The sequence below is a fragment of the Actinoplanes sp. NPDC023714 genome (assembly GCF_040639855.1).
Lineage (GTDB): Bacteria > Actinomycetota > Actinomycetes > Mycobacteriales > Micromonosporaceae > Actinoplanes.
The window spans coordinates 92,737-112,779 of record NZ_JBFAAR010000007.1; the positions used below are offsets into that span (position 1 = coordinate 92,737).

General features: G+C 71.7%; 22 protein-coding genes. 12 read left to right on the top strand and 10 right to left on the bottom strand.

Going from position 1 to position 20,043, the window contains the following annotated elements; translation table 11 throughout:
• Window positions 1-69 precede the first annotated feature (69 nt).
• Window positions 70-744, bottom strand: a complete 675-nt coding sequence (locus AB0G10_RS28455) for a response regulator transcription factor (RefSeq protein WP_360928163.1) — start codon at window positions 742-744, stop codon at window positions 70-72.
• Window positions 741-1,835: a histidine kinase gene (locus tag AB0G10_RS28460; RefSeq protein WP_360928167.1), complete on the bottom strand. Its 1,095-nt coding sequence runs from the start codon at window positions 1,833-1,835 to the stop codon at window positions 741-743. Before AB0G10_RS28460 ends, AB0G10_RS28455 begins: the two co-directional genes overlap by 4 nt.
• Window positions 1,836-1,944: 109 nt before the next feature.
• Here AB0G10_RS28460 and AB0G10_RS28465 point away from each other — a divergent pair, with 109 nt between their 5' ends.
• Window positions 1,945-3,219 (top strand): hypothetical protein, encoded by a 1,275-nt coding sequence (locus AB0G10_RS28465; RefSeq protein WP_360928170.1) that lies wholly within the window; start codon window positions 1,945-1,947, stop codon window positions 3,217-3,219.
• A 49-nt stretch (window positions 3,220-3,268) separates the two neighbouring features.
• On the opposite strand, the gene AB0G10_RS28470 is transcribed toward AB0G10_RS28465, so the two are convergent.
• Both AB0G10_RS28470 and AB0G10_RS28475 read right to left on the bottom strand, forming a co-directional pair.
• Complete coding sequence (locus AB0G10_RS28470; protein WP_360928173.1) at window positions 3,269-3,931, bottom strand: response regulator transcription factor; 663 nt, start codon at window positions 3,929-3,931, stop codon at window positions 3,269-3,271.
• 49 nt (window positions 3,932-3,980) lie between these two features.
• Complete coding sequence (locus AB0G10_RS28475) at window positions 3,981-5,132, bottom strand: histidine kinase (protein ID WP_360928176.1); 1,152 nt, start codon at window positions 5,130-5,132, stop codon at window positions 3,981-3,983.
• 71 nt (window positions 5,133-5,203) lie between these two features.
• On the opposite strand from AB0G10_RS28475, the gene AB0G10_RS28480 reads away from it, so the two are divergent.
• Window positions 5,204-6,415 (top strand): alpha/beta hydrolase, encoded by a 1,212-nt coding sequence (locus AB0G10_RS28480; RefSeq protein WP_360928179.1) that lies wholly within the window; start codon window positions 5,204-5,206, stop codon window positions 6,413-6,415.
• Here the strand turns inward: AB0G10_RS28480 and AB0G10_RS28485 are convergent.
• Window positions 6,404-7,198: a GntR family transcriptional regulator gene (locus tag AB0G10_RS28485; RefSeq protein WP_360928182.1), complete on the bottom strand. Its 795-nt coding sequence runs from the start codon at window positions 7,196-7,198 to the stop codon at window positions 6,404-6,406. The two genes, AB0G10_RS28480 and AB0G10_RS28485, sit on opposite strands and share 12 nt — an antisense overlap.
• A gap of 326 nt (window positions 7,199-7,524) precedes the next feature.
• On the opposite strand from AB0G10_RS28485, the gene AB0G10_RS28490 reads away from it, so the two are divergent.
• From AB0G10_RS28490 to AB0G10_RS28505, 4 genes are all read left to right on the top strand, one after another.
• Window positions 7,525-7,908 (top strand): DUF6232 family protein, encoded by a 384-nt coding sequence (locus AB0G10_RS28490; RefSeq protein ID WP_360928185.1) that lies wholly within the window; start codon window positions 7,525-7,527, stop codon window positions 7,906-7,908.
• 180 nt (window positions 7,909-8,088) lie between these two features.
• Entirely contained in the window at window positions 8,089-8,985 is an 897-nt protein-coding gene (locus tag AB0G10_RS28495) for a helix-turn-helix transcriptional regulator (RefSeq protein WP_360928187.1), read from the top strand.
• Window positions 8,986-9,155: 170 nt separating this feature from the next.
• Window positions 9,156-9,341 carry a DUF397 domain-containing protein gene (locus tag AB0G10_RS28500; protein WP_360928190.1) on the top strand — a complete coding sequence of 62 codons (186 nt, stop codon included), beginning with the start codon at window positions 9,156-9,158 and terminating at the stop codon, window positions 9,339-9,341.
• Between the two features lie 84 nt (window positions 9,342-9,425).
• Window positions 9,426-9,614: a DUF397 domain-containing protein gene (locus AB0G10_RS28505; RefSeq protein ID WP_360928193.1), complete on the top strand. Its 189-nt coding sequence runs from the start codon at window positions 9,426-9,428 to the stop codon at window positions 9,612-9,614.
• Between the two features lie 15 nt (window positions 9,615-9,629).
• Here the strand turns inward: AB0G10_RS28505 and AB0G10_RS28510 are convergent, their stop codons facing one another.
• Window positions 9,630-10,499: a PAC2 family protein gene (locus AB0G10_RS28510; protein ID WP_360928196.1), complete on the bottom strand. Its 870-nt coding sequence runs from the start codon at window positions 10,497-10,499 to the stop codon at window positions 9,630-9,632.
• Window positions 10,500-10,615: 116 nt separating this feature from the next.
• On the opposite strand from AB0G10_RS28510, the gene AB0G10_RS28515 reads away from it, so the two are divergent.
• Genes AB0G10_RS28515 through AB0G10_RS28525 form a run of 3 tightly spaced genes read left to right on the top strand, consistent with a single transcriptional unit; the run spans window position 10,616 to window position 12,007 of the window.
• On the top strand, window positions 10,616-11,185 hold the full coding sequence (locus AB0G10_RS28515; RefSeq protein WP_360928199.1) for a hypothetical protein: 570 nt from the start codon (window positions 10,616-10,618) through the stop codon (window positions 11,183-11,185).
• A 55-nt stretch (window positions 11,186-11,240) separates the two neighbouring features.
• Window positions 11,241-11,567 (top strand): metalloregulator ArsR/SmtB family transcription factor, encoded by a 327-nt coding sequence (locus AB0G10_RS28520; protein ID WP_360928202.1) that lies wholly within the window; start codon window positions 11,241-11,243, stop codon window positions 11,565-11,567.
• Window positions 11,564-12,007 carry an SRPBCC domain-containing protein gene (locus AB0G10_RS28525; RefSeq protein WP_360928206.1) on the top strand — a complete coding sequence of 148 codons (444 nt, stop codon included), beginning with the start codon at window positions 11,564-11,566 and terminating at the stop codon, window positions 12,005-12,007. Before AB0G10_RS28520 ends, AB0G10_RS28525 begins: the two co-directional genes overlap by 4 nt.
• A 418-nt stretch (window positions 12,008-12,425) precedes the next feature.
• Here AB0G10_RS28525 and AB0G10_RS28530 read toward each other — a convergent pair whose 3' ends face one another.
• Both AB0G10_RS28530 and AB0G10_RS28535 read right to left on the bottom strand, forming a co-directional pair.
• On the bottom strand, window positions 12,426-14,963 hold the full coding sequence (locus AB0G10_RS28530; protein WP_360928209.1) for an ABC transporter permease: 2,538 nt from the start codon (window positions 14,961-14,963) through the stop codon (window positions 12,426-12,428).
• Window positions 14,963-15,730: an ABC transporter ATP-binding protein gene (locus AB0G10_RS28535; protein WP_360928212.1), complete on the bottom strand. Its 768-nt coding sequence runs from the start codon at window positions 15,728-15,730 to the stop codon at window positions 14,963-14,965. The genes AB0G10_RS28530 and AB0G10_RS28535 overlap by 1 nt, the downstream gene beginning before the upstream one ends.
• Before the next feature lie 209 nt (window positions 15,731-15,939).
• On the opposite strand from AB0G10_RS28535, the gene AB0G10_RS28540 reads away from it, so the two are divergent.
• The 3 genes from AB0G10_RS28540 to AB0G10_RS28550 are packed head-to-tail and all read left to right on the top strand — an operon-like array spanning window position 15,940 to window position 17,612.
• The gene (locus AB0G10_RS28540) at window positions 15,940-16,623 is read left to right on the top strand and encodes a neutral zinc metallopeptidase (protein ID WP_360928215.1); all 684 of its coding nucleotides are present in this window, start codon (window positions 15,940-15,942) and stop codon (window positions 16,621-16,623) included.
• Window positions 16,624-16,675: 52 nt separating this feature from the next.
• A complete protein-coding gene (locus AB0G10_RS28545; protein ID WP_360928218.1) occupies window positions 16,676-17,323 on the top strand; it encodes an HAD family phosphatase in 648 nt (215 codons plus the stop codon).
• A 22-nt stretch (window positions 17,324-17,345) separates the two neighbouring features.
• Window positions 17,346-17,612, top strand: a complete 267-nt coding sequence (locus AB0G10_RS28550; protein ID WP_360928221.1) for a hypothetical protein — start codon at window positions 17,346-17,348, stop codon at window positions 17,610-17,612.
• Here AB0G10_RS28550 and AB0G10_RS28555 read toward each other — a convergent pair.
• Both AB0G10_RS28555 and AB0G10_RS28560 read right to left on the bottom strand, forming a co-directional pair.
• The gene (locus AB0G10_RS28555) at window positions 17,597-18,673 is read right to left on the bottom strand and encodes a response regulator transcription factor (protein ID WP_360928224.1); all 1,077 of its coding nucleotides are present in this window, start codon (window positions 18,671-18,673) and stop codon (window positions 17,597-17,599) included. The two genes, AB0G10_RS28550 and AB0G10_RS28555, sit on opposite strands and share 16 nt — an antisense overlap.
• A gap of 27 nt (window positions 18,674-18,700) precedes the next feature.
• Window positions 18,701-19,873 carry a PD-(D/E)XK nuclease family protein gene (locus AB0G10_RS28560; RefSeq protein WP_360928227.1) on the bottom strand — a complete coding sequence of 391 codons (1,173 nt, stop codon included), beginning with the start codon at window positions 19,871-19,873 and terminating at the stop codon, window positions 18,701-18,703.
• Between the last annotated feature and the right edge of the window lie 170 nt (window positions 19,874-20,043).

Consider the following 20,043-nt stretch of genomic DNA (forward strand, 5'->3'; position numbering starts at 1 on the left):
CCATGAGCGACATGGCCCGCCGCGTGACCTAAACCTCTGCCGCAGCCGGGCGTTTCTGTCACGCTTCTTTCAGGGTACGAGGGATCCGCCCGCCTCACCCGCCCGGATCAGGCCGGACTCGTAGGCGTAGACCACCGCCTGCACCCGATCCCGCAGCCCGAGTTTCATCAGCACCCGCGCCACATGTGACTTGACCGTCGCCTCGCCCACGGTGAGCGCCGCCGCGATCTCGCCGTTCGACATCCCCCGGGCCATCAGCCGCAGCACGTCGGTCTCCCGCGGCGTCAGCTCACCGAGCTCCGGCGGCGGCACCGGCCCGGGCCGCCCCGCGAACGCCGCGATCACCCGCGTCGTGACCGCCGGGTCGAGCAGCGAGTCCCCGGCCGCCACCACCCGGATCGCGGTGATCAGGTGCTCGGGGGAGGAGACCTTCAGCAGGAAGCCGCTCGCTCCGGCCCGCAACGCCCGGTACAGGTTGTCGTCGGTGTCGAACGTGGTGAGCACGATGATCCGCGGCGGGTCCGCCCCGGCCAGCAGCGTCCCGGTGGCGGCGAGCCCGTCCTGCCGGGGCATCGCGATGTCCATGAGCACGACGTCCGGCCGTACCCGCCGGGCCAGGGCCACCGCCTCGGCCCCGTCCCCGGCCTCGCCCACGACGGTCATGTCCGCCTCGGTCTCGATGACCATGCGCAGCCCGGCCCGCACCATCCGCTGATCATCGGCGATGACGACGGTGATGCTCATCGGGGCAGCCTCGCCGTGATCGCGAAGCCGCCGCCGGCCCGCGGCCCCGCTTCCAGGTCGCCCCCGAACAGCGCCGCCCTCTCCCGCATCCCGATCAGCCCCTGCCCGCCGGTCCGCAGCGCCGCGGCCGTCCCGTCGTTCACGACCGAGAGGTGCAGCCCGCCCGGCCGGTACGCGATCTCCACGGTCGTCCGGGCCGGCCCGGCGTGCTTCAGCACGTTGGTGAGCGCCTCCTGCACGATCCGGTACGCCGACATGTCCACGGCCGGCAGCAGCGGCGCCGGCTCACCCTCCCGCCGCACGGTCACCGGCAGCCCCGCCTCGCGGACCTGCGCGATCAGCTCGTCGAGCCGGTCCAGCCCGGCCGGCGGCTGCGCCGGCTCGCCCTCCTCGCCGCGGAGCAGCCCCAGCGTGCGGCGCAGTTCGCCGACCGCGTCCCGCCCGCTCGACTCGATGCTGCGCAGCAGGTCGTGGTCGACGTCGAGGCCGGCCTCCAGCCGGCGGCGGACCACGCCCGCCTGGATCACCATGACGGTCACGCTGTGCGCCACCATGTCGTGCAGTTCGCGGGCGATGCGCACCCGCTCCTCCATGACCGCGTCGCGGGCCTGCTGCTCGCGCAGGTCGGCGATGGTCCGCGCGGAGACCTCGCTGCGCCGGGCCTGCGCGGCCACGCCCCGGCCGAGCACGTAGGGCGCGAGCGGGAAGAAGACGTCGGCCATCGGGTCGCCGGGGTTGAAGCTCCAGTACATCCCGAAGGTGAGCGCGATGACGGCGTACCCTCGCCTGTCTCTCGGTCTCTCCCGCCCGATGGTGTAAGCGATGATCATCATGGAGACGACCTGCCACAGACGGAAGTTGACCGTCTTCTCGCCGTCGATCGTGGCGTCGACATAGAACATGCTGGTCGCCGCGAGCGCGTTCGGGATCATCGCGAGCAGCGGGATCCGGCGCCGGAACAGGATCAGCGTGGTGAACCCGGCGAGCGCGAACGGCCACCAGCCGCCCGGCATCGCGATCGTGAGCTCCTCGATGAGCGCGAACGCGGCGAACGCCGCCGCCACCGCGATGTCCGTCCGTTTCAGACCCACGTGATGACCGTAGGGGCGGCTCCCCGGCGGCGGATCCCCCACGAGGAGGAGACCGGTTCATCCTCGCTGGGGGCGACCCCGCGGCCTGCTGTTCCTAAATTTTCCAGGCATGTCGACACTTCCAAGGTTTTCCGCGTTCTGCCTCGTCCTGGCGCCCATCCTGCTGACGGTCGCGACCGGAATCGATCCGGCGCTGGGTGACGATCAGGGCTACGGCGTCTACCGGCAGCATCCGGGCGCCGTCCAGGCCCACGCGATCCTGCTGCACTGGGCGTGGGTCCTCTTCGTACCCGGCTTCCTCGGCCTGCTCGCCCCGATCCGCCGGCGGGGCGCGATCCTGGGCGGCGTCGCCTGGGTCGCCGTGATCGTCGGCCTGACCACCTTCTCGGCCCTGATGGCGAGCGACTTCGTCCTGCTCGCGCTCGAACAGAACCTCCCCGACGCGCAAGTGGCCGCCGTCGACGAGCGTTTCCTCTCCTTCACCGTGACCGTCGCCGGCTGGCAGTGGCCGGGCCTGATCGGCTGGGGCCTGGCCCTGATCCTCACCCCGATCGCGGCGGCCCGCGCCCGCGTCATCGGCCGGCCCACCGCCGCGGCCGCCCTGCTGGGCACCGCCCTCTACCTGGCGTTCGCCATCTCCCCGGTCCCGCTCTGCCTGACCGGCCCGCTGCTCCTCACGGCCGCCTACACCGTCGCGGCCCGCCGCCTGCTGCGGCCCGCGACTCAGCCTCCGGCCGAGCCGGGCGTCTTCCCGGCCTTCGTGCGCCGGTTCGGCCTCTTCTCCCTGTACGCGGCGCCGGTCGCCTTCGCCGCCGGCATGGCCACCGTCCCGGACTGGAGCGGCGACCTGGCCGACTCGATGGCGAAGCCGGTGCAGACCCAGGTGAGCGCCCTCCTCCTGCACCTGGCCTGGGTGCTCTTCATCCCCGCGGTCCTGATCGTCGCGGCCCGGGCCAACCGCTTCACCCGGATGGCCGGCGCCGTCACGGTCGTGGCCCTCGTCAACTTCAGCGGCCTGATGCTGGGCGACAGCGCCGACCTGGCGGCCCGCCAGATTCTGGACGCCACCATCGCGACGCGGGTGAGCGACACCCTGGCCGGTTTCGCGCCCTTCACCTTCGGCTGGGCCCTGCCCGGCATGGCCCTGAGCCTGCTCGGCCTCATCGCCGTGGCGGCGGGCGCCTCGGCGAGCGGCCTGACCCCCTGGTGGCACGCCGCCCTCGTGGCGGCCGGAGTGATCGCCTTCCTCACCCTGGGCCTCGGCCCGATCGGCGTGACGGGCCCGCTGCTGCTCCTCGCGGGGTTCGGCCTGACGGCGCGAGCCCTCGCGCGCACCCCCGACCCGGCCCCCGACCTCCAGCCCGCCCCGCCGATCCCGGCCTGACCCGATCCCGGCCTGACCCGATCCCGGCCTGACCCGATCCTGGGCGGTGTCAGAGCAGCTCCGCGTCGTGGACCAGCAGCGCGATCTGCACACGGTTGTTCAGGTCCAGCTTGGTCAGCAGCCGCGATACGTGTCCCTTGACGGTGGGCACCCCCATCCCCAGCTCCGCACCGATCTCGGCGTTGGAACGGCCGTGCCCGACGAGCACCGCCACCTCCGTCTCCCGCCCGGTCAGCTCGGCCAGCCGCGTGCGGGCCCGGGCCCGCCGGTTGCCGGCCGCGGGATCGGCCACGTGGTCGATGAGCCGCCGGATGGCCGTGGGGGAGAGGATGGCCGCCCCCGAGGCGACCGTGCGGACCGCCTCCAGGATCTCCCGGGGCGGCGTGTCCTTGAGCAGGAACCCGCTGGCGCCGCCGCGGAGCGCCTCCAGAACGTATTCGTCCACGTCGAACGTGGTGAGCACGATGACCTGGGGCGCGTTCGCCCGTCCCCGGATCCGCCGGGTGGCGACCAGGCCGTCCACCCGCGGCATCCGGACGTCCATGAGGATCACGTTGGGCCAGTGTGCCTCGGCGGCCCGGATCGCCTCGCCGCCGTCGCCCGCCTCGCCGACCACCTCGATGTCGTCCGAGCCGCCCATCAGGATCCGCAACCCGGCCCGCACCAGCGGATCGTCGTCCACGAGCAGCAGCCGGACAGCCCGCCCGCTCACGCCGGTCGCCGTCACCGCGCAGGACCCGACGTCGGGGGCGACGCCCGGTTCAGTTCTCCCATGGCAGGTCCGCCTCCAAGCGGAAGGAGCCGGCGTCGGGCCCGAAGCGGACCGTCCCGCCCGCGAGCTCGACCCGCTCGGTGATGCCGACGAGGCCGAGGCCGGACCGCGAGGAGGGTGCCGCGGGCGTACCGGAAAGGGGGTTGACGATCGTGATGCGCAGGCCCTGCCCGGCGGCGCCCCGCAGGCGCACCGACGCGGCCGGCTCCGCACCGTGCCGGCGCGCGTTGGTGAGGCCCTCCTGGATGATCCGGTAGGCGGTCCGCCCCAGCACCACGGGCGGCCCGTCGGACGGCACCGCGCTGGTGAAGTCGACCGTCATCCCGGCGTCGCGCACGCTCGCCACCAGCTCGGGGACGTCGGCGAGCCCGGGTTGCGGCGGCTCGGGACGGCTGCGCGGCACGCCGACCACCGACCGCAGCTCCTCCAGTGCTTCGTGAGCGCCCGATCGGATCGCCCCGGCCGCGATCGACAGCTCCCCGGGGGAGACCGTCCCGCGCACCTCGAGCGCCCCGGCGTGCAGGCTGATCAGCGACATCCGGTGGGCGGGCACGTCGTGCATCTCGCGGGCGATGCGCGCCCGCTCGGTGAGTTTCGCCTGCTCGGCGCGGAGTTGCTGCTCGGCCCGGAGCCGCGCGGCCTGATCCCGCAGCGACGCGGTGAGCCGGCGGTGGGCCTGCGTGAACAGCCCCCACCCGATCGCCGCGGCCGTGACCAGCCCGCGCATCGCGAAGTCGACCCAGATGTCGGACGCCGGGTCGTCGTGCAGAAGGTAGTAGACGCCGCCGGTGGCGACGTTGACGGCGCCGAGGGCCAGCACGACCGGCGCCCGGCGGCGGACCGCCGCCGTGAAGAGGGCGATCAGGATCGGGCCGGTCGCCATCACCGAGACCGCGCCGAGGGGCAGCAGCGCCGCGGTGAGGGCGATCGGATGCCGGCGGCGGAGCAGGAGCCCGGCCGTGCCCGCGACGCCGATCGCGACGTCGAGCTGCCAGGACAGGAACGCGCCCGGGGCGGTCGCGTCGCCCAGCACGAGCATGACCGACCCGTAGAGCAGCGCGAGCACGATGGCGATGCCGTCGGCGACGCGGTCCCGGATCGTGGCGTCGCCGGGGTCCGGCACCAGCAGGGCGAAGAGCATGCCGGGAAGCCTAGGAGCGGCCCGCACGGCGTGACCAGCCGCGCGGCCCCCTCACCACCACCGAGGCGATCGTGACGATCGCCGGCAGCTTCGTCGTGGGCGCGCTCGCGTGCCGCTCACGCTGGGCGTTCCTGACAACCCCGCTCGTGTACGCCGTGACGTACGAGCTGGTGCGGATCCGTGCCACCGGTCCGTCCGTCGACATGCCACACATCAGTCCGTTCGGTGCGATCGCCCTGGTCACCGGCCGCGGGGTGCACGGGCTGCTGGCGCTGCTGCCGATGATCCTCGGAGTGTGGTCGGGGCGTGCCCTCCGCGGCCGTCGCCGGCTGCCGGTGGCGGTGGCGTCGTCGCTGCTCGTGGCCCTGACGGTGGCGTTCGCCATCCCGGCCCGGACCGCGCCGGTGGCCGGAGGCATCGCCGAGCTGACGAAGGTCGGAGGCCTGGACGTGATGATCCGTGGTGCCGAACCGGCGAAGCCGGTCCTGTTGTTCGTACCCGGATCGCCCGGTGGATCGGAGAGGGGGGCCATGCGGAGACACCTGTCCGGTTTGGAGAGGCATTTCGTGGTCGCCACGATGGACCGGCGTGCGTTCTCGCCCCCGGACGTGACCGTCGACGACGAGGTGGCCGACGTGCTGGCCGTCACCGGCTATCTGAGCGACCGTTTCGATCGGCCGAAGATCTATTTGATGGCGTTCTCCGGCGGCTCGATCCCGGGGGCGCTGGCCGCCTACCGGGAGCCGGCGCGGTACGAGGCCTACATCGGCACCGGCCAGGCGGTCGACCTCCTCGACAGCGATCGGATCTTCTATGCCGACATCCTGGCCTGGGCGAGGGCGGAGGGCCACGACGACGTGGTGGCCCGGCTGGAGGAGCAGGGCCCGCCCCCGTACGAAGGCTTCTGGGGTTATGAAGCTCTCCTGCTCCACGAGAACACCGTCTACGACCAGGGCGACCCCGGCCTGGAGCTGGGCGCTCCCGAGTACACGCTGCTCCGCAAGGCGCACGCGCTGACCGCCATGGTGGACACCTGGGACGCCCTCTACCCCCGGATGCAGGACGTCGACCTGCGCCGCGACGTCCCGAGGCTCGCCGTCCCGGCCTACTTCCTGCAGGGCGGCGAGGAGATGCGCGGGCTGGAGGAGCTGTTCGGCCCCTGGTACCGCGCGCTGGAGGCGCCGGCGAAGGAGCTGCACGTCCTGCCCGGCGGCGGGCACCGGGCGATCTTCGAACAGCCGGAGCGGACGATCGCCCTGCTGGCCGGCATCTCAGGCCAGTGACAGCCCCGGGTCCGGGTCGGGTTCGGCCGGCTGCTCCGGGATGCGGTACTCCTCGGTCAGCGTGGTCATCGGCCCGGGCCAGGTCGCCTGCGCCACCTCGATCGGCTTGCGGGACTCGTCGAACGCGACGTGCAGCAGGTGCAGCACCGGGGTGTCCGGCCGGATCTGCAGGATCTCCGCCTCCTCCCGGCTGGGCTGCCGGGCGCTGATCGTGTCGGTGGCCTGCGCGTACCGCCGGCCGATCGCCTCCTCGGCCTCCTGGTAGAGCGGCCGGCCGAACGCCTCGAGCCGTTCCAGCGAGGTGCCGTTCACGTCGGTGACCCGGAACCAGGACGCGCCGAGCTCGACGGTCGCCTCGTCGGTGCGGACCACGTGCCGGCGGACCAGCATCTCGGTGCCGTCGCGGACCCCGAAGGCGTCGGCCACCTCCGGCGGGGCGGGCTCCCGGCCGACGCGGACGAGCTGCTGGCGGTACCGGGCGGCGAGGTCGGCGTGGTAGCCGCGGTGCAGCCCGTAGCGGCCGCGGGAGAGACGGTTCAGCCGGCGTCGGGTGCCGCGGACGTACGTACCCGATCCGGGTTTGGTGATGAGAATGCCCTCGACCCGGAGTTGATCGACGGCCCGCTGCACGGTCTGCTTCGCGACGCCGAACAGCTCGGCGAGCGCGGGGATCGAGGGCAGGCGCTCGCCGGGCTGCCACTCGCCGTGGCGCACGCGATCCTTGAGCTGGTTGGAGATCTGCCGGTGCGGGAACTCCGGGCTGCCCGGATTGATCGTCGACATCTGCCCTCCCCGTAGTCGGTCTGGCTAGGTTCCTAGGATGCCTCATGCCGGATCGGGGCTGCTGGATGACACACCGGGAGCCGTAACGGCTATACAGCAAATAGACGTATAGCGATCATGCGATGCGGACGTCCATAATTCGTTACGGAGAGTGGACTGACCGGTACTCACGGAAAGGCGGCACCCAGTTGCAGCTGGATGCCGCCGGAGGTCCCGTCTCTCGGAGGGGACTCACTCACGTTTCATCGTTACGCACCTCCCCTCCGTCGGCAAGCCCCGGCGAGGGGGAGGAGACGCAATTGTCAGTTTTCTATCGAGGTCCGCGAGTGCTGATCACCGACGAGTTCTTCGAGGTGGCGGGCCTGCGGCGGTTCCCGGTCCGCGCACTGCACGACGTCCACATCGTCCGGCACCAAGCAGCGGGCGGGGGCCTGCACCAGGCGATGGGGCTCTCCGCCCTGGCCGGCGCGGTCGTGGCGATCCCCCTGGTGGGCAGCGAGTCCGCGCTGCTCGGCGCACTGATCGTGCTGGTGCTGCTGATGCACGCGGCCTTCTCCCTGAGTCGCCGCCCGCCCCCGCGGTGGGACCTGGTCGCGGTCTGCGGCCAGGAGTACGCCCGGCTGTTCAGCTCGTCCGACCAGCGCGAGTTCGAGCAGGTCTGCCGGGGGTTGCAGCGAAGCCTGGAGAGGCTGGCGAGGGATGCGGAGTGAGGGACGACGGGACGGGCCTGCCGCGGTGCGCGGCAGGCCCGTCTGTTCACCATTCGGCCAAGGGGGCTGCGCGGCGGAGCGGTTCGGTTACGCACAGTGCTAGGTTTCTATTTGACATGTAGCAGATTGAAGTACGGCTGATCGGCTGTGACGCAGCCAGGACGGGATGGCATGGTCGCCATGCAGGGAGAACCCCCCGCCGTCGCCCGGCGGCGCGTCCGGCTGGCCCTGGTCGCCTATCGGCAGGCCGCGGGGCTGAACCAGACCGAGGTGTCGAACCTGCTGGGGTGGTCGCTCTCCAAGGTGCAGCGGATCGAGGCGGGCGACGTCGGCGTCTCGGTCACCGATCTCCGTGCGTTGCTGCAGCTCTACCGCGTCGCCGACGAGGCCGAGATCGGGCGGCTGACGGAGGACGCGAGGGTCTCCCGCCGGCAGCGGTGGTACGAGGCGGCGGAATACCGCAAACATCTGACCAAGAGCATGCGGCAGCTGCTGCAGTTCGAGTCCGAGGCCACCGAGATCCGGGTCTACCAGCCGAGCGTGGTGCCGGGCCTGCTCCAGACGCCGGCGGTCGCCGAGGCGGTGCTGGACTGGTGGGCCCACGAGCCGAGCCCCGGCCTGTCGGCGGAGGAGCGCCGGGTCCGCTACGACGTCCGGATGCTGCGCCGGCGGCAGATCCTCGACCGGACGAGCGGCCCCGACTACTACTTCATCCTCGACGAGTCGGTCCTGCTGCGGAAGGTCGGCGGCGCCAAGGTGATGGCCGAGCAGCTGGAGGCGATCGAGGAGATCTCCCAGCTGCCGGGGGTGCGGATCAGGATGATGCCGCTGGACAAGGGCGGGGAGGGCGGCATCCTCGGCCCGTTCCAGATCGTCAGCCTCAGCGATCCGGGTTACGACGACGCCATCCTCTACCAGGAGTTCTACGGGCGTGACCGGGTCGTCTCCGAGCGTGGCGAGCTCGACTTCCACAGCCGGTACTTCGAACGGCTCTGGTCGCTCTGCGCCGACGAGCAGCTGACCCGGATCGCGATGCTGGCGGAGGCGTACCGGCTCCGGCGCACCCTGGACGAGTGAAATTCGGCCGACAAATCTGGCGGAAGTGGCAAATACCCGCAAATGCCCGGTTAAGCTCTGTGCGGGCCCCGGCGTCGGGGCCGCAGCTGGACGGCTACTCTCCACAATGGATAAGGTCCTCGCTCGGGGCCCGAAGCTCCCCGCTGCTCGCGCGAGGGAGGATCCGACAGATGCTGGCATGGACCCGAAGCACCTTCTGTGCCGATCACGCATGCGTCGAGGTGGCGCCCCTCGGGGACGGGTTCGTCGCGATCCGTGATTCGAAGCGGCCGGATCAGCCCTTCCTCACGCTGCCCCGCGAGGACTGGCACCACTTCCTGGATGACGTTGCCGCAGGTCGAGTCGACCTTCGCTAGGCGCGCGCAGTCATTGCCATCAATGACATCCGGTGGTCCTGGACGTACTCTGAGTAGTCCAGCGCCCATCGGAGGTAAAGGCGTATGTCCGAGTCGATCATCTGGCAACCGAGTAGCCGGTGCGCCGACAACACGTGTCTGGAGATCGCACTTCGGGACGACGAGGTCCTGATCCGCAACAACAGGCAGCCCGACCTGATCGTGGCCGCAACCCGCGAGGAGTGGAAGGTGCTCGTCGCCGGCATCGTCGATGCCGGCGACTTCCGCTTCTGACCCGCTCTGATCCGCCTACCAGGAGCCGGCGGTGGGCCCGGCCGACCCACCCCGGCGCCTCAGGTACTTCTCGAACTCGCTGGCGATCTCGTCACCCGTCAGCGGCTGGATCCCCGCGTCGCCGACGCGCTCCTCCAGCTCACGCACGTATTCGCCCAGCTCGGAGTCCTGCTCGGCGGCGGCCCGGACGCGCTTCTCCCACTCGTCGGCCTGCTCGGCCAGGTCGGCCATCGGCACCGGCAGGTCGAGGACGTCCTCGATCCGGCTCAGCAGGGCGAGGGTGGCCTTGGGACAGGGCGGGTTGTTCGCGTAGTGCGGGACGTGCACCCAGAACGACAGGGCGTCCAGTTCGGCGCGGGTGGACGCCTCCTGGAGTATGCCGACGATGCCGGTGGGGCCGTCGTACCGGGTGGGCACGACGTTGTACTTCTCCGCCACCTCGCGGTCGGAGGCGCTGCCGCTGATCGGGAGCGGCCGGGTGTAGGGGACGTCCGCCAGCAGGGCGCCGAGCAGCACGATCCGGTTCACCTCGAGGCTGTGGCAGATCTCCAGCACGGACTCGCAGAACGTCCGCCACCGCATGCTCGGCTCGATGCCGCGGATCAGCACGACGTCGCGGTCGCTGCCGGGCGGGCTCGCCACGGTGAACCGCGTGGTCGGCCACTCGATCTTGCGGGTCTCGCCCTCGGCCATGGTGATGGTGGGGCGGCTGACCTGGAAGTCGTAGAAGTCCTCCGGGTCGATGCTGGTGATCTCCTTGGCCTGCCACACCTGTTCGAGGTGTTCCACGGCCGCGGTCGAAGCGTCCGCAGCGTCGTTCCAGCCCTCGAAGGCGGCGATGGCCACGGGGGAGCGGAGCAGCGGGAGGCCGTCGAACTCAGTCATGGAACACAGCCTACGTGCGGCGTCACGGACGCACCCGGCGGCCGCGCCGTGGATCCGGCCACCCGGAGTCCGTCATCTATCGGATCAACCGGGTGAAATCCGCGCATAATCGCACCATGCCAGATCATGTTCATGCGGGCCACGTGGATCAGGTGCTCGGCCCGACCGACGACACGGTGAGCTTCATCCAGGCGCGGGGCATGTTCTTCGTGACCACGCTCTGGGTGCTCGCCGCCGCGTGGGTGCCGATGCTCGGCCTCTATCTGGGGCTCAAGATCGCTGCCGGGCACCGCCCCGAGCCCGCCGACATCGTGCTCTACGTGGAGGCGGCGCTGATCGTGCCGGCGGTCTCGGCCGCGGTCGTCATGCTCATCGTCTGGCGGCGGCTGGGCTGGCTCCACACGTCGGTGCACGGGCTGGACTTCGCGGCGACGGGTCGTCACCCCGTACACATCCCCTGGTCCGGAATCGCCTCGGTGGCCTTGCACGGGCGGGGACCCTTCACCGAGCTGATCGTCACCCCGGTGGCCGACGACTACGCGACCGAGCTGGCCGGCAAGGGCGGGCACCCGAGGATCCGCCGCCGCGGCTCGGAGATCGCCTACGTGGTGGACGTCGGCCTGATGTCGCCGGGCCCCGAGGTCCTGCTCGCGGAGCTGCACCGGCGGGTGCCGAGCAAGGTGTGATTGACAGGCGTGGGTGTTCGCGCTTAACGTACTCGTTAATTAACGAGGAGGTTAAGTGGAAGATCGTCTCAGCGTGATCTTCGCGGCCCTCGCCGATCCGACGCGCCGCGCCATCCTGGCCCGGCTCGCCGAGGGTGAGGCCACCGTGACGGAGCTCGCCGAGCCGTTCGACATCAGCCTCCCGGCGATCTCCCGGCACCTGAAGGTCCTCGAGAATGCGGGCCTGATCTCCCGCAGCCGTTCCGCGCAGTGGCGTTCCAGCCGTCTCGAGGCGGGGCCGCTGCGCGAGGCGACCGCGTGGATGGAGCGTTACCGCAGGTTCTGGGACGACAACTTCGCGCGCCTCGACGCCCACCTCAAGCGGATCCAGGAGGAACCGTGACCGACCTCGTCATCACCCGCATCTTCGACGCGCCCCGCGAGCTCGTGTTCCGCGCCTTCACCGACCCCGACCAGCTGGCCGCCTGGTTCGGCCCGGTCGGCTGGTCGGTGCCCCGCGACACCGTCGACCTCGACGTCCGCCCCGGCGGCCACCAGCGCTTCACCATGGTCAACGACGACGACCCCGCGATCACCTCCCCGGTCAACGCCGGCTTCACCGAGGTCGTCGAGAACGAGCTCCTGGCCGGCGAGGAGAACGTCGCCCACATCCCCGACTTCGGCACCGACACCCTCCGCCTGCGCATCGAGTTCCACGACGAGCCCGGCGGCCGCACCCGGCTCGTGCTCACCCAATCCCCGTTCCCCGAGCCCATGCACGAGGGCGCCGAGGAGGGCTGGGGAAGCAGCTTCACGAAGCTCGACAAGCTCCTGGGTGCCTGAACCGCTCAACGGTGATCCACGGGCGCAGCAGTTCCCCGGCGGCCGGTCCGGCTGCAGTCCATGGCTCCCGACACGCGGTTGGAACAGCCATGGACAGCAGCCGGTCCCGGCCAGGACCCGACGACGTCGGTGCGGCGGTGGATGGCCGCTCCCGGGGCCTGTCGGACCAGATCGGGTGGGTAGGCGGTGACGGCGATCAGGGCATGGGCGTCGACCGTGCGGGCGCGCTCGCCGGCGCCGCACGCGTGTCCAGCGGATCGGCCGGCGCGGTGGAGGACGCCCGCGTGTGGAAACCGGGACGTCCTCCACCGAACCTCCGCCAGGTCCTTCGCGCCGCACACCCGGACGACGCCTGGACCTCGCCTCGCTCCTGCTCCCTCTACGAGACAGGAAGCTCCTGCCCCCTACGCAACAGGACCTAGTCGTGCGCGATCGCGCCCAGGATGTTCAGCCTCGCGGCCCGGATCGCCGGCGCCACCGCCGCGACGACTCCCACGAGGGCGGCGAGGGCGAGGTATGTCCCCATCCGCTCCCACGGGATCACGATCTCGGTGATGCCGTCGTTCTCCAGGGCTCGGGCCACCGCACCGCCCATCCCCGCGCCGACCGCGACGCCGAGCAGCGCGCCGAACACCGAGATCACGACGGCTTCGACGGTGACCATTCGCATGGTCTGGGCGCGGCCGAGGCCGACGGCCCGGAGCAGGCCCAGTTCGCGGGTGCGTTCCAGGACAGAGAGGGCGAGGGTGTTCACGACGCCCAGGACGGCGATCAGGATGGCCAGGCCGAGCAGGATCTGGATCATCGTGATGATCTGGTCGAACTGGGCGGCCTGGCCGTTGATGAACGTCTCCTGGTCGGTGGCCGAGACCTCGGGGCTGTCCGCCACCAGGGTCTTGATCTGCGGCAGCACGGAGGAGACGGCCACGCCGTCGTCGAGGCGGACGAATCCGAAGACCGGCTGGGTGATGCCGAAGTCCTGGATGGCGGCGCCCGGCAGGATGATGTTGCCGGGCAGGGTGTTCTCCGGGAAGACCAGGGCGATCGTGTACGTGTGGGAGTCGCCCCGGGAAGCCTGGATCGTCACCTGCGAACCGGTCTGCCAGCCCTGGTCGGCGGCTTCCGGCGCGCTCACCGCGATCTGGTCGTCGCGCAGGTCGGGCGCGGTGGATCCGTAGGACTCGGCGAGCCGGGACAGGTTCTCGGTGGCGGCCACGTACTCCTGCGAGGAGCCGATCTGCACGAGGTCGTTGTAGAGCCCGGCTGCCGCCCGTACCCCGGGAATGTGATCTGCCTCGGACACGACTGCCGGGTCGAAGGTGGGCGGGCGCGGGCCGTTCTGGTCGCCGCTGATCATGATCTGGGCCTTGAGGATGCGGGCGGCCTCGGCCTTGAGGCTGCTCTTCGCCGAGTCCATGACCACCGTGACACCGGTGACCAGGGCGATGCCGACCATCAGGGCGGCTGCGGTGATCGCGGTGCGGCGCGGGTTGCGGCCGGAGTTGAGCCGGCCCAGGCGGCCCGGCAGCGACCAGGAGAAGAGGCGGCCGAGCAGCGACACCACCGGCTTGCTGATCAGCGGGGTGAGCAGCGCGACACCGATGAAGGTGACCAGCACGCCGCCGAGGATGAGCCACAGGTCGGCGTCGCCGGCGTCGGCGAACAGACCCACGCCGAGGGCTGCCGCGCCGGCCGCCGTGACGACGCCGCCGAAGACGCTGATCTTTGTGAGCGGGCGGTCCGGGGTGGCGACGTCCTGCATCGCGGCGACCGGGGCGATCCGGGACGCGCGCAGCGCCGGCATCACCGCGGCCACCACGGTCACGATCAGGCCGACCAGGAAGGAGCTGATGATCGCGGCCGGCGGCACGCCGACCGGGGCGAGGTCGAGCCCGCCGCCGCCCATGCTGGAGAAGAGGTAGCCGAGGCCCGCGCCGGCGCCGACCCCGGCGGCCAGGCCGAGCACCGAGGCGATCAGGCCGACCACGACGGCCTCCACCAGCACCGAGTTGATCACCTGGCGGCGGCTCGCGCCGATCGCCCGGAGCAGGGCCAGCTCGCGGGTGCGCTGCGCCACCACGATCGAGAACGTGTTGAGGATCAGGAAGATGCCGACGAACAGCGCGATGCCGGCGAAGCCCAGCAGGATCTGGTTGAAGAAGCCGAGACCCTCCTTGATGCTCTCCGAGCTCTCCTTCGCGAGGTCGTCGCCGGTCTTCACGACGTAGCCGGCGCCCAGTGCCGGGGCCAGCGAGTCGCGCAGCTCGGCGGGGGAGACGCCGTCGGCGGCGGTGACCGTCACCGAGGTGAACACGCCCTTCTCGCCGAGCATCAGCTCCTGCGCCACCGGCGTGGTGAACGCGACCTCCTGGGTGCCGCCGATGCTGTCCCGGTCACCGGTGTACCCCCAGATGCCGACTAGGGTGAACTCCCGCTTCGGCTTCTGGGTGAGCACCGGCACGGTGTCGCCGATCCGGTATCCGGACAGCTCCGCCGTGGTCGCGTTCATGGCGATCTCGCCGGGCGCCTCCGGGCCGCGGCCCTCGCGCAGCTCCATGACGTCGTCGGTGCCGGTCCAGTTGGAGCCGATCCGGGGCGGCCCCATCGAGGTGAGCACCTTGCCGTCGGACCCGATCACCCGGGCGCCGTCGGTGTCCACGCGACCGACTGCCGCCCGTACCCCCGCCTGGGTCTTGATCTTCTCCACCGCCGCGGCCGGAAGCGGCGCGGCGACCTGTTCCCCCTCGAACTCACTGACCTCGACCTTGGGCTTCGCGGTGACCGAGACGTCGGTCGCCGCGTAGGCGTCCGCGAAGATCGAGTCGAAGGTGCGGTTGAGCGTGTCGGTCAGCACGAACGCGCCGGACACGAACATCACGCCGAGCAGCACGGCCAGGCCGGACAGGACCAGCCGCAGCTTGCGGGCGAGCAGGCTCTTCAGCGTCGCGCGCAGCATCAGAGCATCACCGGGTCGCCGTGCTTGTCGAGGCGCTTCATGGTGTCGAGCACCGTCTCGGCGGTCGGGTTCGCCAGCTCGTCGACGATGGCGCCGTCGGCGAGGAACACCACCCGGTCGGCGTAGCTCGCCGCCACCGGGTCGTGGGTGACCATCACGATGGTCTGGCCGTGCTCGCGCACGCTGTCCCGGAGGAAGGCGAGCACCTCGGCGCCGGACCGCGAGTCCAGGTTCCCGGTCGGCTCGTCCGCGAAGATCACGTCGGGGCGGCCGACCAGGGCCCGCGCGCACGCGACGCGCTGCTGCTGGCCGCCGGAGAGCTGGCTCGGCCGGTGGGTGAGCCGGTCCCGCAGGCCCACCGTGTCGATCACGGTGTCCCACCAGGCCGGGTCCGCCTTGCGGCCGGCGATGTCCAGCGGCAGCTTGATGTTCTCCGCGGCGCTCAGCGTCGGCAGCAGGTTGAACTGCTGGAAGATGAAGCCGATCCGGTCCCGGCGCAGACGCGTGAGCGCCTTGTCGCCGAGCTTGCTGATCTCGGTGCCGCCGACGTGGACGGTGCCCTCGTCCACCGTGTCCAGCCCGGCGAGGCAGTGCATCAGCGTCGACTTGCCACTGCCCGACGGGCCCATGATCGCGGTGAAGCGGCCCCTGCCGAACTCGGCGCTGACCCCCCGCAGTGCCGCCACTCGGGCCTCGCCCGAGCCGTAGACCTTCCAGATCTCGTTCGCCCGCGCCGCCACCGGACCGCCGGCATTCGTCGCTGCCACTCTCGTCCCCCTGAAGTCTGTGGTCCGTCCGGGGCACGGTGCCCCGGACGGCCTGCTCAGTCTCGCGGCGGAATCGGCGGGCGGCGTCCGTCGCAGGGCGTAGCGCGACGCGGAGATTCGGGTGGGGGAGACACTTAGGTAACTCTCAGGGTGGTCCCTGACTGCTATCGTGCCGAGCGGCCCCGGCCGGACCTGTCTACCGTGGATCCATGCGCGCTCGTGCGGTTCTCGTACCCGTCGTTCTGTCTCTTCTCCTGACCGGTTGCCTCCCCGCCGCCTCGCCGCCCGACGTCGAGGAGCCGGCGCCCGCCGTCACCGCGAACCAGGACGGCACGAACACGCCCGAGGAGTTCAGCCGGGACATCCAGGCGGCCGAGGAGATCGCCGAGGAATACTGGGAGCAGCGGCTCGGCGCCGGCTTTTCGCCGGTCCGGCGATTGATTCCGTACGAACGTGAGGGTGACGTCGACTGCGCCGGTGAGCCGCTGCCGCGCAACAACGCCGTCTACTGCTCGGCCGGTGACTTCATCGCGTACGACGTGAACTGGGCGTTCGCGGCGTTCCAGCAGGTCGGCGACGCGTTCCTGTTCTACCTTCTCGGCCACGAGTACGCGCACGGCATCCAGGCCCGGCTCGGCATCCGCAAGGAGTTCACCATCGAGCAGGAGCTGCAGGCCGACTGCATGGCCGGCGCGTTCATCGGCGACAAGGCCCGGGAGGGACGGCTGGAGATGCAGGACGGCGACACCCAGGAACTCGCCGACGGCCTGGAAGCGGTCGGCGACGACCCGGGCCAGCCGTGGTTCGCCGAGGGCGCGCACGGCACCGCCGAGCAGCGGATGAAGTCCTTCTCCGCCGGCTACAACGACTCGCTGCAGGCCTGCGGACTGTAGGGGTCGTCACGTTCGCTGGGGCGCGGCCGCCCCGACCCGGAGAATCGTCGTGATGGACGCCGTACTCTTCGACATGGACGGGACCCTGGTCGACAGCGAGCGGGTCTGGGGCATCGCCCTGGCCGAGCTGGCCGTCCGCGCCGGTGGCACCCTCTCCGACAGCGCCCGGCTCGCGATGGTCGGCAGCAGCATGAGCCGCAGCATGCAGATCTTCCGCGACGACCTGGGGCAGCCGGACCGCCCCGAGGCGCCGGACGTGCAGTGGCTGACCGACCGGGTGTACTCGCTGTTCGCCGGGGGACTGGTCTGGCGCCCCGGGGCCATGGAACTGCTCCTCGCCGTCCGGGACGCGGGCATTCGTACGGCTCTCGTCACGTCGACCGGCAGGCGGCTGGTCGAGGTCGCCCTCAAGACGCTGGGGCCGGAGAACTTCGACGTCGTCGTCTGCGGCGACGAGGTGACGATGCCGAAGCCCGACCCGGAGCCGTACCTCACCGCCGCGTCCCTGCTCGGCGTCCCGATCGCCCGGTGCGTCGCGATCGAGGACTCGCCGAGCGGCGTCGCGAGCGCCCTCGCCGCCGGGGCCGCGGTCCTGGCCGTGCCGGCCGAGCTGGAACTGCCCCCGGTCGACGGCGTGCACCTGCGCTCGTCCCTCTCCGGCGTCGATCCGGCTTTCCTGGCGGATCTGATTCGTCCCTGAGGCCCCTCTTCCCTGAGGCACGATGGGTGACGTGGACGTCACCCCGCCCCCACCCGCCGTCGCCGCCGTGCCGGACCCACAGCCGGCCGCCGGTCTCGCCGAGATCCTGCTCCGGATGCCCGAGTCGCTGCGCATGCACGTCGAGCAGCTCGCGGCCGTCGAGGGCATCTCGGTCAACACCTGGCTGGTCCGCTGCGTCACGGTGGCGGTCAACCAGCAGCACGGCCCGCCCCCGGCCGCCCACGGCGCCTGGTCCGGCAAGCGCGTGACCGGTTACCTCCCGTCCTGAGAGCCGGGTTTGACCAGGCCTGACTCATAGGCGAGAACCACCGCTCGGGTACGGTCCCGCAGCCGCAACTTGGTCAGCACGTGCCCCACGTGGGTCTTCACGGTCGTCTCGCTGACCTGGAGCACCTCGGCGATCTCGGTGTTCGTCATCCCGCGCGCCACGTGCACGAGCACCTCCCGCTCCCGCCCGGTCAGCACGTCGAGCCGGTCCGCGCCGTTACTCCCCGGAGCGGGCAGAGCCTCCGCGAGCCGCCCGAGAATCCGCGCGAGCAGCTTCGGCGCGATCACCGCCCCGCCCCCGGCGACGATCCGTACCGCCGCCACCAGCTCGTCATGGGGCGCGTCCTTGCACAGATATCCGGTGACCCCGGCCCCGACGGCCGCCACGATCCGCTCCTCGGCATCCTCGTCGGTGACCACCAGCACCCGTACCGGCAACCTCGCCGCGCCGATGGCCTGGGCCACCTCGAGCCCGTCGAGCCGCGGCAGGCCGAGCTCGAGAACCACCACATCAGGCAACAACCGCCGAGCCAGATCGAGAGCCTCAACCCCGTCCGCAGCCTCCCCGACAACGACGATCTCAGCAGCCCCCGCCCCAGCACCCGCCGCGTCCGGCCCAACGCCCGCCGCGCTTTGCCCGGCACCCGTCCCACCCGGCTCGGCGCTCGGCTCCTCGGTGCGCGCCGGAAATTTCACCTCATTCCCGAATCGTCGGGCAAGGGAAGGTGAAGGGGCTGGTCCTGCTGAAGGGAAGCCCGCGGTCTGCCCGGCGGAGAGACGCGGTGTGGCCCGCCCGGCGGAGGGGTGCGGTGGAGTCTGCAGCAGGGCTCGCAGGCCCGCACGCTGCAACGGCGCAGGGTCGGCCAGGAGCACTCTCAAAGGTGGGCGCCGCGCAGGCTCGCCGCTGGTCCCCGGCTCCGTTCCCGGCTGACCGTCGGCCATTGCGCCGGCGTCCTGCTTGCCGCTGGTCGTGGCGCGGGCGTCCTGCTTGCCGCTGGTCGTGGCGCCGGCGCCCTGCTCGCCGCTGGTCCGGGCGTCACGGCGTGGCTCTTCGGTGGTCATGGCGTTCCCGCGGGGGTTCGGTAGGGATCAGCCAAGGGGATCGTCTCTCAGGCGGGGACCGGGGTCGTCGGGGAGGAGGGTCAGGGCGGTGGCGGGCTCGGGGAGGTCGGGGAAGGGTGGTGGCGTGCCGCCGAATTCGGGGCAGAGCTTCTGGTGGCGGCACCAACCGCAGAGGCGGCTCGGTTTGGGGCGGAAGTCCTGGTCGCGCTTGGCCCGTTCGATCGCTGCGGAGAGGGCGGTCAGGGTGCGTTCGAAGCGCTCGAGCTCGCCGGCCTCGGGGCTGTAGTCGAGGGCTTCGGCGTCCTTGAGGTAGAGCAGGCGCAGGACGCGGGGGACCACGCCCCGGGTGCGCCACAGGACCAGGGCGTAGAACTTCAGCTGGAACAGGGCCCGGCCCTCGAAGGCCTCGCGCGGGGCGCCGCCGGTCTTGTAGTCGACGACGCGCATGTCGCCGGCCGGGGAGACGTCGAGGCGGTCGATATAGCCCCTCAGCAGCAGCTCGTCGCCGATCACGGTGGAGATCAGGGTCTCCCGCTCGGCGGGCTGGAGGCGTTGCGGGTCCTCGACCGCGAAGTAGCCGTCGAGCAGGGCCGTCGCGCTGGACAGGAACGCCGCGAGGCGGGCGGTCTCGGCCTCGGCGGGCGGGATGTCGATCAGGGTCTCCTGGCCGGTGGCGTCGGCCTCGGCAGCGGCGGCCGCGGGGTCGGCGGCGGCCGGGAGCGGAGTGGTGAAGATCTCGGCGAGGGAGGGCTCCTGCTCGAGCAGCTTGGCCCACTCGGGGGCGACCAGCGCCGCCGCGGCCGCGGGGGTGCGCTCGCCGGCGGGGAGGTCGAAGAGGCGCTCCAGCACGGCGTGCACCAGGGTGCCGCGGACCTGGTCGGCGGTGGGCAGCTCGGGCAGCTTGTCGATGGTGCGGAAGCGGAACAGCAGCGGGCAGGTCTTGAAGTCGGCGGCCCGGGACGGCGACAGGGAGGGGCCGCGCGGCGTCTCGGGGCGGCGGCCGCGGCCGGGCGAGGCCTGATCGGCGTCGGCGTCGGAACGCGGGCCGGCCTGGTCGGCGGCGTCGGCGGAGGGTGCGCCGGGCTGGGACGGGGCCGCCTGGCCGGCGGCGTCCGCGGAGCGTGGGCCGCCGGGCTGGGACGGGGCCGGGGCCGCCGGTGCCGGGGCCGCCGGTGCCGTGGTGGAGGGGTGCGCCGTCATGGAGAAGAGGCTAGGCCAGAGGTACGACGAAAACGCCGGGGTGGGTCGCGCGGCGGCGTGTCCGTAGCATCGATCGCGTGGGAGAGCAGGGGCGAGACCGGGGACCGGACCCGAGCCGCGGCCCGGGCCGGGACTCAGGACGGGACCCGGGCCGCGACCCGAACCGTGAT